The sequence below is a fragment of the Nonomuraea sp. NBC_00507 genome, from assembly GCF_036013525.1.
Classification (GTDB): Bacteria; Actinomycetota; Actinomycetes; order Streptosporangiales; family Streptosporangiaceae; genus Nonomuraea.
Genome location: NZ_CP107853.1, coordinates 9,268,037 through 9,280,669, shown reverse-complemented (window position 1 = coordinate 9,280,669; position 12,633 = coordinate 9,268,037). Strand labels below are relative to the sequence as shown.

Annotated in this window: 16 protein-coding genes; 5 read left to right on the top strand and 11 right to left on the bottom strand. The window is 67.2% G+C overall.

Translation table 11 applies throughout. The annotated features are described in order from the left end of the window. Positions 1-157 precede the first annotated feature (157 nt). The 5 genes from OHA25_RS44720 to OHA25_RS44700 form a co-directional block, all read right to left on the bottom strand. On the bottom strand, positions 158-568 hold the full coding sequence (locus OHA25_RS44720) for an enoyl-CoA hydratase/isomerase family protein (RefSeq protein ID WP_327582973.1): 411 nt from the start codon (positions 566-568) through the stop codon (positions 158-160). Between the two features lie 87 nt (positions 569-655). Next, positions 656-1,489, bottom strand: a complete 834-nt coding sequence (locus OHA25_RS44715; protein ID WP_327582972.1) for an alpha/beta hydrolase — start codon at positions 1,487-1,489, stop codon at positions 656-658. Between the two features lie 280 nt (positions 1,490-1,769). Beyond that, positions 1,770-2,687: an alpha/beta hydrolase gene (locus tag OHA25_RS44710; protein ID WP_327582971.1), complete on the bottom strand. Its 918-nt coding sequence runs from the start codon at positions 2,685-2,687 to the stop codon at positions 1,770-1,772. A 208-nt stretch (positions 2,688-2,895) separates the two neighbouring features. Further along, positions 2,896-3,486, bottom strand: coding sequence for a TetR/AcrR family transcriptional regulator (locus OHA25_RS44705; protein WP_327582970.1), 591 nt, complete (start codon positions 3,484-3,486; stop codon positions 2,896-2,898). Between the two features lie 53 nt (positions 3,487-3,539). Beyond that, positions 3,540-4,622 (bottom strand): SMP-30/gluconolactonase/LRE family protein, encoded by a 1,083-nt coding sequence (locus OHA25_RS44700; protein WP_327582969.1) that lies wholly within the window; start codon positions 4,620-4,622, stop codon positions 3,540-3,542. 236 nt (positions 4,623-4,858) lie between these two features. Between OHA25_RS44700 and OHA25_RS44695 the strand changes: the two genes are divergently transcribed. After that, on the top strand, positions 4,859-5,251 hold the full coding sequence (locus OHA25_RS44695; protein ID WP_327591130.1) for a hypothetical protein: 393 nt from the start codon (positions 4,859-4,861) through the stop codon (positions 5,249-5,251). Between the two features lie 430 nt (positions 5,252-5,681). On the opposite strand, the gene OHA25_RS44690 is transcribed toward OHA25_RS44695, so the two are convergent. Beyond that, positions 5,682-5,870 carry a hypothetical protein gene (locus OHA25_RS44690; protein WP_327582968.1) on the bottom strand — a complete coding sequence of 63 codons (189 nt, stop codon included), beginning with the start codon at positions 5,868-5,870 and terminating at the stop codon, positions 5,682-5,684. Between the two features lie 119 nt (positions 5,871-5,989). Between OHA25_RS44690 and OHA25_RS44685 the strand changes: the two genes are divergently transcribed. Continuing rightward, positions 5,990-6,328: a molybdopterin cofactor-binding domain-containing protein gene (locus tag OHA25_RS44685; RefSeq protein WP_327582967.1), complete on the top strand. Its 339-nt coding sequence runs from the start codon at positions 5,990-5,992 to the stop codon at positions 6,326-6,328. A 379-nt stretch (positions 6,329-6,707) separates the two neighbouring features. Here the strand turns inward: OHA25_RS44685 and OHA25_RS44680 are convergent, their stop codons facing one another. Then, positions 6,708-7,160: a winged helix-turn-helix transcriptional regulator gene (locus OHA25_RS44680; RefSeq protein WP_327582966.1), complete on the bottom strand. Its 453-nt coding sequence runs from the start codon at positions 7,158-7,160 to the stop codon at positions 6,708-6,710. 86 nt (positions 7,161-7,246) lie between these two features. On the opposite strand from OHA25_RS44680, the gene OHA25_RS44675 reads away from it, so the two are divergent. Next, complete coding sequence (locus tag OHA25_RS44675) at positions 7,247-8,548, top strand: MFS transporter (RefSeq protein WP_327582965.1); 1,302 nt, start codon at positions 7,247-7,249, stop codon at positions 8,546-8,548. Here the strand turns inward: OHA25_RS44675 and OHA25_RS61660 are convergent. Both OHA25_RS61660 and OHA25_RS44670 read right to left on the bottom strand, forming a co-directional pair. Further along, on the bottom strand, positions 8,463-8,999 hold the full coding sequence (locus OHA25_RS61660) for a RidA family protein (protein ID WP_442941961.1): 537 nt from the start codon (positions 8,997-8,999) through the stop codon (positions 8,463-8,465). The two genes, OHA25_RS44675 and OHA25_RS61660, sit on opposite strands and share 86 nt — an antisense overlap. Beyond that, positions 8,923-9,168, bottom strand: coding sequence for a hypothetical protein (locus tag OHA25_RS44670; protein ID WP_327582964.1), 246 nt, complete (start codon positions 9,166-9,168; stop codon positions 8,923-8,925). Before OHA25_RS44670 ends, OHA25_RS61660 begins: the two co-directional genes overlap by 77 nt. Between OHA25_RS44670 and OHA25_RS44665 the strand changes: the two genes are divergently transcribed. Next, a complete protein-coding gene (locus OHA25_RS44665; protein ID WP_327582963.1) occupies positions 9,162-9,866 on the top strand; it encodes a DUF2637 domain-containing protein in 705 nt (234 codons plus the stop codon). The two genes, OHA25_RS44670 and OHA25_RS44665, sit on opposite strands and share 7 nt — an antisense overlap. Before the next feature lie 104 nt (positions 9,867-9,970). On the opposite strand, the gene OHA25_RS44660 is transcribed toward OHA25_RS44665, so the two are convergent. Next, the gene (locus OHA25_RS44660; protein WP_327582962.1) at positions 9,971-11,107 is read right to left on the bottom strand and encodes a serine hydrolase domain-containing protein; all 1,137 of its coding nucleotides are present in this window, start codon (positions 11,105-11,107) and stop codon (positions 9,971-9,973) included. Between the two features lie 449 nt (positions 11,108-11,556). Between OHA25_RS44660 and OHA25_RS44655 the strand changes: the two genes are divergently transcribed. Then, positions 11,557-11,763, top strand: coding sequence for a helix-turn-helix domain-containing protein (locus OHA25_RS44655; RefSeq protein ID WP_327582961.1), 207 nt, complete (start codon positions 11,557-11,559; stop codon positions 11,761-11,763). 70 nt (positions 11,764-11,833) lie between these two features. On the opposite strand, the gene OHA25_RS44650 is transcribed toward OHA25_RS44655, so the two are convergent. Beyond that, entirely contained in the window at positions 11,834-12,565 is a 732-nt protein-coding gene (locus tag OHA25_RS44650) for an HAD family hydrolase (protein ID WP_327582960.1), read from the bottom strand. Positions 12,566-12,633: the final 68 nt, after the last annotated feature.

Genomic DNA, 12,633 nt, shown 5'->3' with positions numbered 1-12,633 from the left:
TAGACGGTGCCCCGGTTGAGGCAGGTGACAGCCATGACGCGTTTGCCTTCCGTGCGGGGTACGCCGGGTGCGCATGGCGTACCCCGCATTCGGTTCGGTGCCACAGGGGCCGCTAGAGCCGGCCTTCTTAGCCTCTCGCCGCCGCGGAGAGGAACGATCAGAGGTTCTGGTTGATCTGGCCGAGGTATTCGCCCAGCTGGTATTCGACGTCCAGGCCCTTGTCGGCGGCCAGTGCGCCGAGCGCCATCGCCCGGGGCAGGAGTCCCGGGCTGGTCAGCGAGTCCACGAACGCGCCGTAGGAGGCGATCAGGTCGGCGTCCGGCGGCAGGGTGGCCCGGCCGACCATCGCCTTGGCGGTCGCCAACGCCTGCCGGTCGAAGGAAGCGAGGCGTGCGACCGTCGCGTCGACGAAGGTGTCGAGTTCCGCGTCCGGCAGGGCCCGGGTGACCCATCCCCAGCGCTCGGCCAGGTCGGCGTCGTAGTCGGCGCTGCCGAGGATCGCCTCGAGCGCCCGGTCGCGGCCGATGGACCGCGGGAGTCGCTCGGCACCACCACCGCCGGGCACCACTTCCCGCCCGATCCCGTTGCCGCCGCCGTGAGGACGGCACCCTTCGCCGCGATCTGCATGTCCATCTGCCTTCACTTTCGGTCGGACTCACAGTGCGCCCTTCAGCGCTCGTGCCTGCCGGCGCCAGAACTCCCGCGAGACCTCGGCCTTAGGAAATACCAGGTCGAAGCCGTGAAAGGCGCCGGGGATGACGTCGAGGTCGCAGGGGACGCCGCTGTCACTCAGCCGGCGCGCGTACTCGACGTCTTCGTCGTGGAAGAGATCGAGGGTGCCGACGCCGATCCAGGCCGGAGGAAGACCGGTGAGATCCTCGCGGCGGGCTGCGGCCGCGTACGGGGAGACGTCCGGGCCCGCGACGGCGTCGCCGAGGTAGGACGACCAGCCGTAGCGGTTGCTCTTGGGCGTCCAGACGCGCACCTTGAGGGTGTCCAGGTCGGTTCTCGTCGTCGTGCGGTCGTCCAGCATGGGGTAGAGGAGCAGTTGGAACACTGGGCGGATCTCGGCCCGGTCATGGGCGAGCAGCGCGAGGGCCGCGGCGATTCCGCCGCCCGCGCTGGCACCGCCGATCGCGATGCGATCGATGTCGATGTGCAGGTCGCCCGCGCGCTCGGCCAGTCCACGCAGCGCGGCGTAGGCGTCCTCGACCGCGGCGGGCGCGGGATGGTCCGGCCCCAGTCGATAACGAACCGCGGCGACGGTGATGCCGAGCTCGCGGGAGAAGGCGATGTTCGTACGGTCGTCCTGCTCGGGTGCGCCGAAGATCAGTCCGCCTCCGTGTATCCAGAGCAGCGCCGGAGCCGCTGCCTTCAGGCCGGTCGGCTGGAAGACGCGAACCGAGACGGGCGGTGCGCCCTTGGGCCCGGGCACGACGATCTCCTGAACCGTGACGTCCGGCCCTGAATCGGTCGAGCGCCACTTCACGCTCCGCACGATGCGCGACGACAGACGTCCGTAGGACACATTGGGGATAAAGCGGCCTCGTTTGAGATCGGGGTGGAAGGCACTCATCGGGTCCTCGTTCTTTCCCTCATCGAGGTGTATGGAATCGTCTGGCCACCCGGCGGGTGGTCGGTGTCGAGAGTGGGGACGGTTGTGAAGCCTGTGCGACACCGACGATGGGAAGGCTGGCGCGCAGCTGAAGCCGCCGTCGTGGTCAGCCGTCCCGGCCGTCGCCTGCGACTGCCGCCGCTGTACCGCTCGGTCAGATCTTGGTCTTCTCACGGACCCACGCGCCGATCTGTGCGATGGCGGCGTCGGTCTCCGGAATCCGGCCGGCTCCGTAGACGTACGAGTGCTGGCCTCCGGGGACCACAACGGTCGCCGTGTCGATTCCGGCGTCCTTGACGCGGGCGGCGAACTCCTCGTCCTCGCCGGCGAGGACCTCGTACGTTCCCCAGGAGACGAGGGTGGGGGGAAGACCGCTCAGGTCCGCCCGGTTCAGGTTGATCCGGGTGTCCGTGAACTCGATGCCCGTGCCGCCGATCCAGGCATCCCGGAAGAACTCCAGCAGTTCCTTGCTGAGAATCTTGTCCGTCCCGGCGTTGGTCGCGATGGTCTCGTTGGCGATCTCGAGGTCGCACCAGGGGGAGATCGACACGATGGCGCCGGGCAGGGGCTGCTTCTTGTCGCGGAGGCGAAGCGCCAGGGCGACGGCGATGAACCCGCCGATCGAGTGGCCGATCGTGATGATGTTTCCCGGCGCATACCCTTCGGAGAGCAGCCAGGTGAAGGCCGCCTCCGCGTCGTCCACCTGAGCCGGGTACTTGTGTTCCGGTGCGCGCCGGAAGTCCAGGACCAGTACGGGGGCCCCGGCGGCCTTGGCGATATGGCCGGCGAGCTTTCGGTCGACGTGTGCTGACGCCAGAACGGAGCCCCCGGCGTGAGTGTGCAGGAGGACGTAGTCGGTGTTGGCGTCGACGGGTTCGCACCAGATTCCCAGAACGCCACCCGCGTCCACCTCCCGATAGGTGACGCCCTCCGGCTCCCGGGCCGCGAGATGGACTTGCTCCGCCTGGACGCGCGCCGCATCCAACTCGGACGGGGGATTCGCCCCTGTGGCCAGCCATTCCGCGAATTGGATCGCTTCCGGGCTCAGTTCAACAGCAGCGTGCTCAGACATTTGGTACCTCCATGGGGCCATTTGGCATACCGGCCCGCCAGGACCGGTATCGGCGGGGTTTGTCAGGCGGTGTGGGTGGGGTAGTCGGTGTGGCCGATCTCGTCTGCCACGGCGGTGGTGACCTCGACGGCGAAGCGGATGCGGTTGTCGAGGGAGCCGCCGACCTTGTTCGACCGGACCAGCTTCTGATCGGTACGCGGATGGCGTCTCAGTTGTGCTGCTCGGCATCCAGGAGTGCGAGGGCGTTGCGGATGCCCTGTTTGAGGAGTTGGTCGGCGAGCTGCCGGTCGGTCAGGGCGCGAGAGAGTTGCAGTGTCCCGGCCAGCATGCCGAGGAGGCCGAGTGCTTTCAGACGCGCCGACGGTGGATCGTGGGGTGCCAGGCGGGCGGCGAAGTCGTCGATGAGGACAAGCGCGCCGTCGGTGTATGCCTGCCTGGTGGGATCCGTGGAGCGTGCGATCTCGTCGAGCAGGGCGGCGTTGGGGCAGCCGTCCTCGATGTTGTCGCGCTGCTCGGGGGAGAAGTACCAGCGCACGATCTGTTCGAGTCCGGCACGGCCGGGCGCTGCCTGCGCGACGATGTTGGCGTGTTGTGCGCGCATCTGGTCGGCGACCGCGGTGGTGACGAGTTCATCCTTGGAGGGGAAGTAGGCGTACAAGGCGCCGTTGGTCAGGCCCGCGTCCCTCATGAGGGTCGCGACTCCGGAGCCGTCGATGCCGTCCCGCTTGAGCCGGCGACCGGCCGTCGTAATGATCCGCTGCCTTGTCTCCTGCTTTTGTTCTTTCGCGTACCGCACCATGCGTTCCTCCATCGCAGCCGGGGCTAGCGCCCCCGGATACCGCCTTGGCCGAGTCAGTGTGCTGCGTTGGCCAGGAGAGCGGCGACATTGATCCTCCCGGTCTGCAGTTTCGCGTCGTGGGGCTCGGGGACCCCGCCGTCGGTGATGTACAACCGGTCGCCGCGAACCGCGGTCGCGGAGGGCGAGGCGAGACCGTCCGCGCTGGTCAGAACGGCCTTGTAGGTGCCGTTCGGGTAGACCACCACGATCCTGTCCGGACCGTTCTGCGAGGAGGAGCCGTTCTGCGCTGCGAACACCACATCGGACCACGGGGTCAGGAAGCTGAAATCGTCGATGTTGGGCAGGCCGCCGGCGACAAGGCGGATGGGACCGGCCGCGCCGGCGGGGGTGACCGGTACCCGCAGCAGTGTTCCCTTGTTGAAGTTGCTGACCCACAGTGCGCCGTTGTGGAACCTGAGCCCGTTGGCACCGATCGGCAGGGCTTCGGTCGGCACCGGCGCGAGAGCGGCATCGGTCAGCCACGGGGTCACCGATCCGCCCGAGACCGGAACGGACCAGATGAGGCCCTTCAGGCTGTCGGCGATGTAGAGGGTGCGTCCGGCCGGGTCGATGGCCAGCCCATTGGGGCCCGCGTCGGCGGGCAGAGCGGCGATGCGCTGAGGGGTACCGTCCGGACGCAGCGTGTACACGCCGTTCCTGTCCGCGTTGCCCGGGGCCCACACGCTGTAGTAGACGGTGCCGTCACTGCCACGGGTGTTGCCGCTGATCGCCTCACCCACCTGCCCGGTGACGAGCACCGTGCGGCCTCCGGACGCGGAGATACGCATTAGCTGCGGCCCATGGGTGCGCTGGCACACCGCGCAACTGCCGAGCATGGACAGGGTCATTGAGCCGTCGGGGTTGACGGTGATGTTCTCGGGGATCTCGCCGACGGCGTAGTCGAACGTCGCCACGGTCCGTACGTCGGTGACAACGGATCCGCGATACGCGTGTCCCGTCGCTGCGGACGCGGACGGCGCCGACCCCAGGACGGCCGCCGCCGCGGTGACCGCCAGCGCGATTCCGACGTTCTTCTTCAGAAAACGCCTTGCGCTCGATGCACTACGCAGGGCCGTTTGCTGGCGTTGCTGCTGCATGACTCTCCTCGGCAAATCAACGAGTGACTGATCAATGGACGTTCGGCGACATCCGAGACGTCGAGCACATGGGAGACATCCGGGTGGAATCGACGCCCTTGACGCCGGACCGGGATGACATCCCATTGTCGTACGATCGTTTATCTTACGTTCGTCAGACAATAGAGGAGGTGGCGCCGGATGGCAAGTGGTCTCTTGGGAGCGATCGGCTCGGCGCTACAGATGCGTTCCGATGACTGCGCAGCCAGACGCAGAGCGTCTGGCATGGCGGCAGCCTGCGGCACCTCAGCCATGGACTGGTCGAACCACTGGCCGAAGCGGCGCTGGAAAAGATGACCTTCGACCGCGTCTTCCTCGGCGCCGACGGCGTCTTCCCCGACGGCGGGATCTGTGAGGCAGACCTACAGCAGACCCGCCTCAAAGAACTGATGGCACGTAGCACCGAACACGTCTACGTTCTGGCGCACGCCGCCAAGCTGATCCGCCAACCTTTCCACGCCTGGGCACGACTACCACGCAAATGGACCCTCGTCACCGACCACGAAGCCGACTCCTCCGTCATCGCGGCATTCACTGCCAACGGCATCGAGGTAGTCGCCGTCAACCATGAGGGACAACGTGTCGGCTAAAGCCGCATCTTGGTTGGCGAGCTTGAGCTTCGTGGCCTGCGGCGGTGGCGTTCAGGCTTGCGGCACGGCACACCGCTGCTAGGCGGCGGGCACCTTTGTCGGCGTACGACCACCCCCGGCAGCCAGGGCCGTTTCTCTTCAGGAAATGGCCCTTCCGTGAAGTAACCTGGCGGCACGCTCTCGCAGACGCCCAGCTCGGCCGTTTCGGCCGAGGGGCAGGCTCGCCGCAAAATCACTTCACGAAAGGTTGTCGGCCTGTCCGGGGAGCTCGACCCGACCGATGACGATCTTGGGGTGTGGATCGAGCGCTACCTGGATCTCGCGGTGCGCGGGGTGCGTTCGGCCGAGGTGAGTGCGAAGATCAGCCGCCATCTGGAGCGGCTGCGCGTCTGGATCGGCTCCGGGCTCGGGCATGAGCGCGTCTCGGCGATCACCGCCCGCGAACTCGCCGCCTGGCGCGATCATCTGGCAGCCACGGGGTGGCGGCGAAGGACGGCAGCGCGGCCGCTATGGCTCCGGCGACGGTCAACAACCACCTCGCGCACGCCTCGGCGCTGTGCTCCTGGATCAGCGACTGGCTCCAGCGCGGCTGCCCGCGGCCCCCGGACGAGATGGCCACTATGACCGGCCGCTCCTCATAGCCCTCTACCAGAGCGACGACCGCGCGTCTCCGAGTGCCCGTGTCACCACCTGAGCTGCCAGCCGACACCAGAGTGCGGGCGGGCGCCCGGAAACGACATGGACGACACCGACCTACCGGCAGCTCCTTGCCCGCAACAACGGCGCCCACCTCCTAGCGCGCGGGTCCTACAACCCGGGGAGAAGTCCCGGTTCTCGATGTACGGCTACGCCGCGAGGTTCGCCGAGGTCGCCGTCGACGCCCGCCTGGGGCTGGTGCGGCGGAGGATCGGCGTCTACGACGCTGGCCGGATCATCAGCCTCAAGCTCGCCGACAGCCAGGCGATCGGCGGGATGGTGGGTGGCATCGGCGTGGCGCCCGCCATCGCCAACGCGGTCTTCCACGCCACCGGACGCCGCCTCCGCGACCTGCCCATCACCGCCGAGGCCCTGCTCTGAGCCGCCGGGCCGACTCCCTGCAGTAGGACCCCGCACATGCTGACCGCGCAGAGCCGAGGCTCGGTAAATGTCTTGGTCCATCCCGAAAACGACTCGTTGAGGCTATCCCGCAGGTGCGCGTCCTGGCAGGTGAGTGAGTCGTTCCCGGCAAGTTGATCGTCGCCGTCAGTGATGGCCGTGCCCTCGGTCGCGGTTGGGCGGGAACGCGTTGGGATCGGTGAGGACTTTGAGGACCTGTCTCCTCTGCAAGGCGATGGTCCTTGAGTAGGTCCGGAGCGACGCTTTGCAGTGACAGGCAGGCGAGTCGGCCGCAGACTCGGCGCTGGTAGAGGGGCGTCGATTGCAGGGCCCGATGGGACGGGTTCTGGCGCGGCTGGGCTCAGGCAGTTTTCCGAACGTGCGATGCTTCGGCGGAGAGCGGCGCGCCGTCTTGGCCGAGCGGGTGGAGTTCGGGAAGCTCCCGCCCTTGGTCGTCGACGAGAATGGAGTGCGGCTCGTCTGGGGCGAAGGCGTGGCGCTCGCCCCATTGGCGGAGGGCGACGACGGCCGTGAAGAGGTCCTGCCCGGCTTCGGTGAGCCGGTACGTGTGTCGTCTGCCGTCGGTGGCGGCGCTCTTGTCAAGGATGCCGTGCTCGACGAGTTTGCGGAGCCGGTCGGTGAGGATGTTGCGGGCGATCCCCAGCCGCTGATGGAACTCGGTGAAGGTCGTCGCCCCGTCCATCGCGTCGCGGATGATCAGCAGGCTCCACCGGTCGCCTATCAGGTCGACGGTCCGTGCGACCGGGCAGGCCGGGTCGGTCCAAGCGCTTCCCGCAGCGAGTGTGACGTCCACTGGCCCTCTCCGCGATGAGTTGCAATCTGAAACCATTATGCCCTAACTTCAGATAGGTTGCATTTTGAAACTTATTGGAAGGTGATATGTCGTCAGGATTGACAGGGAGGCAGCGGGTCGTGCTCGCGCTGGTGTGCGCGGTGGCGGTGTCGACCATCTACGGCATCCAGCCGGTCCTCGAGGCCGCGGGCGAGGACCTTGGGCTGGGGGAAGGAGCGCTGGGGTGGCTGGTCGCCGCCGGCCAGATCGGTTATCTCGCGGGGCTGGTGCTGCTGGTCCCGCTCGGTGACTTGTTCGACCGCCGCACGCTCATCACGGTGCACTTGCTGCTCACGGCAGTAGGTGCGGGGGTGGCCGCCGCCGCACCCAGTGGTGGCATCGCGATCGCGGGCCTGGCCCTGGCCGGGCTGTTCGCCGTGGCCGTCCAGATCACGGTGGCCTATGTCGCCGCCGTCTCACCGATCGGCGAGCGCGGCCGCAACATCGGAGCGGTCACCTCGGGCGTGGTCATCGGGATCCTCGGAGTGCGGGTGGTCGCGGGCACACTGGGCGAGCTGACCGACTGGCGCATGGTCTACCTCCTCATCGCCGGGCTTTGCGCGATGCTCGCGCTCGCCGCCCGATTCACCCTCGAGGCCGACATCCGCCGCCCCCGAGCTCGGTACGGGCAGCTGTTGTCATCGCTGGGGCGTCTGGTCGTCGGCGACCGGCTCTTCCTCAGTCGCGGACTGGTCGCGTTCTTCCTGTTCGCCTCCTTCGGCACGCTGTGGAGCGGACTGGCGCTCCCGCTCGGCGACGCGCCATGGCACTTCGGCACTACCGAGATCGGATTGTTCGGACTCGCCGGTCTCACCGGGGCGCTGGGCGCGGCCAGGGCCGGCCGATGGGCCGACCGGGGCCTGGCGCTCTCCGTCACCGACTGGTCGCTGGCCCTGCTCACAGCCTCGTGGCTGCTGATCGCTCAAGCGAGGTCATCGCTGTGGCTGTTGATCGTCGGCGTCATCGTCCTGGACTTCGCCGTGCAAGCCGTTCACGTCAGCAGCCAGCACCTGCTCACCACCGCCCGCCCCGACCAGAGCAGCAGCGTCATCGGCGCCTACATGGCCTTCTACTCCCTCGGCTCCGCGCTCGGTGCGATCACCACCACCTGGGCCTACAGCGCCACGGGATGGTCGGCCGCCAGCCTGCTCGGCGCAGCCTACGCCGCACTCGGACTCCTCGTCGCCACCTCGACCCGACGTTTCACCGCCGCGAGCTCATGTCTGCACGCGCGCCGCAACAACCGCGTTGGTCTTAACCTGTTCAGGCGTTGCCGCTGCTCGCCCCGATGGCGGCGATGGCCTCGATCTCGATGCGGGCCTCTGGGCGCGGCAGGGCGGACACCTTGACGACCGCTCGCGCCGGTCGGGTCTCCGCGCTGAAGAACTCGGCGTACACCTTGTTCACCACCCCGAAGTCCTTGATGTCGGTGACGAAGATGCCGACTCGGACGACATCGGACAGCTGCCCGCCGGCCTCGCGGACGACGGCCGTGACGCTTGTGAGGGATTGACGCGTCTGTTCCTCGATGTTGTCGCAGACCGCTCCGGTCTCGGGGTGAAGCGGCAGTTGGCCCGAGACGAATAGCAGGTCACCGGTGCGGACGGCTTGCGAGTAGGGCCGATTGCCGACGGGGCGTCCGAGGTGGCGATAGCTGCGATGGCAGGCATCCGACGTCTCCTTGTCAGTGATTGATCGCTTTTGGCTTGGGTGGGCGGAAGGCTCAGCGGGCCATGACGGAGATGGCGTGGCTGATGTCGTCGCCCTTGATGAAGTAGTGCGGTGATAGCCGTACGCCACCGCCCCGCAGGGAGCAGCGCACTCCTTCTTTCAGCAGGCGCTCGTGGAGAACGTCTCCCGGTTCGACGGGCGAACGGGCGATGACGATGCCGGACTGGTGCCGAGCGTTTGGCTGCTGCAGGAGACCTTGCTGGTCTTTCCGAGTCGGGGTCAGGCCGTACGGTGCCATCGGAAGAAGTGATCGATGCGCCGACGTCGGACTCGATACCGTCGGATCGGTGGATTCGTGGGACGACCACGGCGGCCGTCGTTGTGCTCGCTGCGATTGCGGCTGTGGTGTCGTTTCGGCATATGCGCGAGTTGGCTTTGGCGCATGGTGAGGATGAGCTGGCGGCTGCGCTCATCCCGCTGGCGGTGGACGGCACGATCGTGGCGGCCTCGATGTCGCTGTTGCGGGCTAGCCGCTACGGCGCACGCGGTGGGCTGCTGGCTTGGTCGTTGCTGATCGTCAGCAGTTTGGCCAGCCGGGGAGCGAACGTGGCGGTGGCGGAGCCGACGATGATCGCTCGGCTGATCGCCGGGTGGCTCAGCCTGGCGCTCATCGGCGCGTACGAAATGCTCATGGGGCAGATCCGGCAGGGCCAATGGGCACGCGGGCGGGGCGAGGAAGGCACGCGGCAAGACCACCAGTCACAGAGCGTTGGGGGCGGCGATGACGCTCAGCCGAAAGTGGCGCGAGAACAGGCTCGGCACCTACATCAGGTGGCATGGCGGTGGGCGCAGGAGAACTGTGGTCCGGATGGTCGGTTGTCATCGGGCAAGGCGATTGCGGTGCAATTCTCTCGCAGTCCCCGCTGGGGTCGATGGATCAAGAAGGCCGGCAGTTCTGGACTCCTTGAGCCATCGTCTGGTGATGCCCTCAATTGAGGGCCACCGATTCCACGGATGATCCCGATCTACCAGGGCACCCTCGACGTCGCCTCGATCCGCATCTGGCTCCGGCACCCCGTCACGTGATAACAGGACACGCTTTATGTCGCCGGGCAGAACACCGATTTGAGAGCGTTGGTGATGCGTTGCGGCGTGGTCATGCGCTCGGCATCGTCCATGGCCACCGTCACGGACACGGCGAACTGCAGGCGGCCGTCCGAGGAGGTGTAGGTCGCGGCGGTGAAGCCGGGGGCGCTGCCCCCGCCCCCTGGGGCGAACTCGGGGTTGCCGGCGCACGGGCCGCCCGAAGGCAGCGGCGGCTGGCCAGGCGCCAGATCGGTGATCACTTTGCGCAGTGACTCCGGCAGGAGCCTGCCCTGGCGGAAGGCGCGCTGGAAGACGCTCATGTCGCGCGCGGTGGAGACCACTCCGCCGGCGCCCAGCAGGGTGGTGACGTTGAGCCTGTCGACATCGCGCAGCTTGCCCGTCTCGTCCGGGGCGTAGCCGTGCCCGTGCGGGCCCTTGATGCCCACCGAAGCCTTCACGGGCAGGTAGGTGTCACGCATTCCGAGCGGAGCGAAGAGCCTGCGGTTGAATTCGGCCGCCAGGGACCTCCCTGCCAATTTCTCGATGATCATGCCGAGCAGGATGTAGTTAGTGTTGGAGTAGTTGAAGGTCCCGATCTCCACGGGCCGAGGCTTCTTGCGCGAGGCCGCCAGCAGGTCTGTCGGGCGGTAGTTGACCGTGGGGTTCAGGGGATCCACGTCCGCGCCGATAAAGTCAGGGATGCCCGAGGTCAGCTGGATCAGGTTGCGTACCGTGATCTCGTCGGCCCGCTCCACCAGGTCCTTCTCCGCCACCTCCGGCAGGACCGCGCTGAGTTTGTCATCCAGGTTCAACTTGCCCTCCTTGACCAATTGCAGGGCCACGGTGGCGGTCATGCCCTTGGTCTGCGAGCCGATCCGGTAGCGGGCGGTAGACGGGATCGGGCCGCCCTTGCCGTCGATCAAGCGGGACCCGGCCGATCCTTTCCCGACCCGCTTGCCGTCCACATACACCTCGCCGATGGCGCCCACCACATGGCCCGTCTCCACCAAGGCTTCCATAGCCTTCTGCACATCCCCGATCTTGACAGGGCCGGGAGATGCCGAGGCGGTGGCGGGCGCGGCCACGCTCAGAGCCAGCGCCGCGCACGCCACCGAGGCGACGCGAGCCACTGCCGCTCGACGCGAAATCATGAAGTCTCCCTCTGTAGATCCGAATAATCAGATGTCGAGCCACAGTTCTAGGGCAGGACGCGTTTCCTCGGTGTTAGCCCGACCGTGCGGCTACGGCTTCCGCCCCCGTAATTGCGCAACACGGCGGCACCGGCCGCGGCCGCCTCCCCGGCGAAGTCGGTGACCTTGCTGGAGGGGATCTCCTGCCCACCGCCATCACGCGATCATGGGACACGCTCTAGTGGCCCGTCTCTGAACGTTGACCCGTAATTAATCCCGGCCGGTGAACCCGCCAGGCTGGCTGCCTCTGCAACCCCGTGGGAGGTGGTCGTGGCTCGTCGACCGGAGGTATTCATCCGGCGTTTGTCGATGGAGGAGGGGCGCAAACTGCAGCGCATCACCCGTTCGGCCAAGGATCCGGTCAAGCTGCGCCGGGCGATCGTGGTGATGATGTCCGGCCAGGCCAGAGCGTGCCGGACATCACCTCGTTGATGCAGGTCAGCGAGGGCTACGTGCGCGATGTCATCCATGCCTTCAACGAGCGGGGGTTCGACGCTTTGGACCCAAAATGGAGCGGGGGCCGTCCACGGGTGATCAGTGAGCAGGTGCGCGAGCACATCTGCCTGATCGCCCGGACGGTCCCCGCAGAATGGGGTGAACCTGGCCATGATTCTTGAACCAGCTGATGCGTGCATCCGGGGAGGGCGTTGACCCGGGTCGCTCACTTACGACGGCCGTGAGAGCTGGTCAGGCGTTCGTGCGTGATAGGTGGTCGGGGAGGTCGGTGAGCCGTTCGATGCGGAGCACTGTCTCGTCTGCCGTCGGCGATGGTCCACCGGTGATGAAGTCGATGCCGCGGTCCAGCCAGATGCCGGTGAGCCCGGCGAGGGCGGCGGCGTTCACGTCGCTTTCCAACATGTCGCCCACGTTGACCGCCTGCGCGGGGTCCGTCCGCATCCACCGGCAGGCGTTGGCGTAGGCGGCGGGCTTGGCCGTACCGAGCTCGGTCGGGGTCAGGACGGCTTCGAAGTATTCGAGGAGGCCGAAGCGGGCGAGCTTGGCGCGCTGCTGCTCGGGGTCCCCGTTGGTGAGAACGGCCAGACGCGGTGCTCGGGGAAGCCGTTTCAGGGTTTCGAGGCATGGCTGGACATCGGGATAGCATCGCCAGGACTCCTCGAACACGGTGAGGTAGCGCTCGGCGATCCAGGCGTCCAGAAGGCCGGGACTTTCCGGAACCGGCTCGCCGAGCATCGGCAGGAAGGAACGGAGCCTGCGCCTGTGGTGCTCAGCGAAGGAGCACCGACCGGCCAGGTATTCCCGCATGTGGCGCGCCTCCAGCGTCCACCACAACGTCACCAGTTCCTCCGGTGGAGCCGTCGCGTTCGGCGCGGCCTGGACGATCTGGTCGATCGTTTCCAAGACGGCGCTTCGATGATCGACCAGGGTGCCGTCCAGATCGAAGAAAATCACATCTGCCATAGGGGTGATCATGTCGTGGTGCCTGTCCCTGACGCCAGAAGGCAGGTATCGCGATCTTCCTTTCGGAT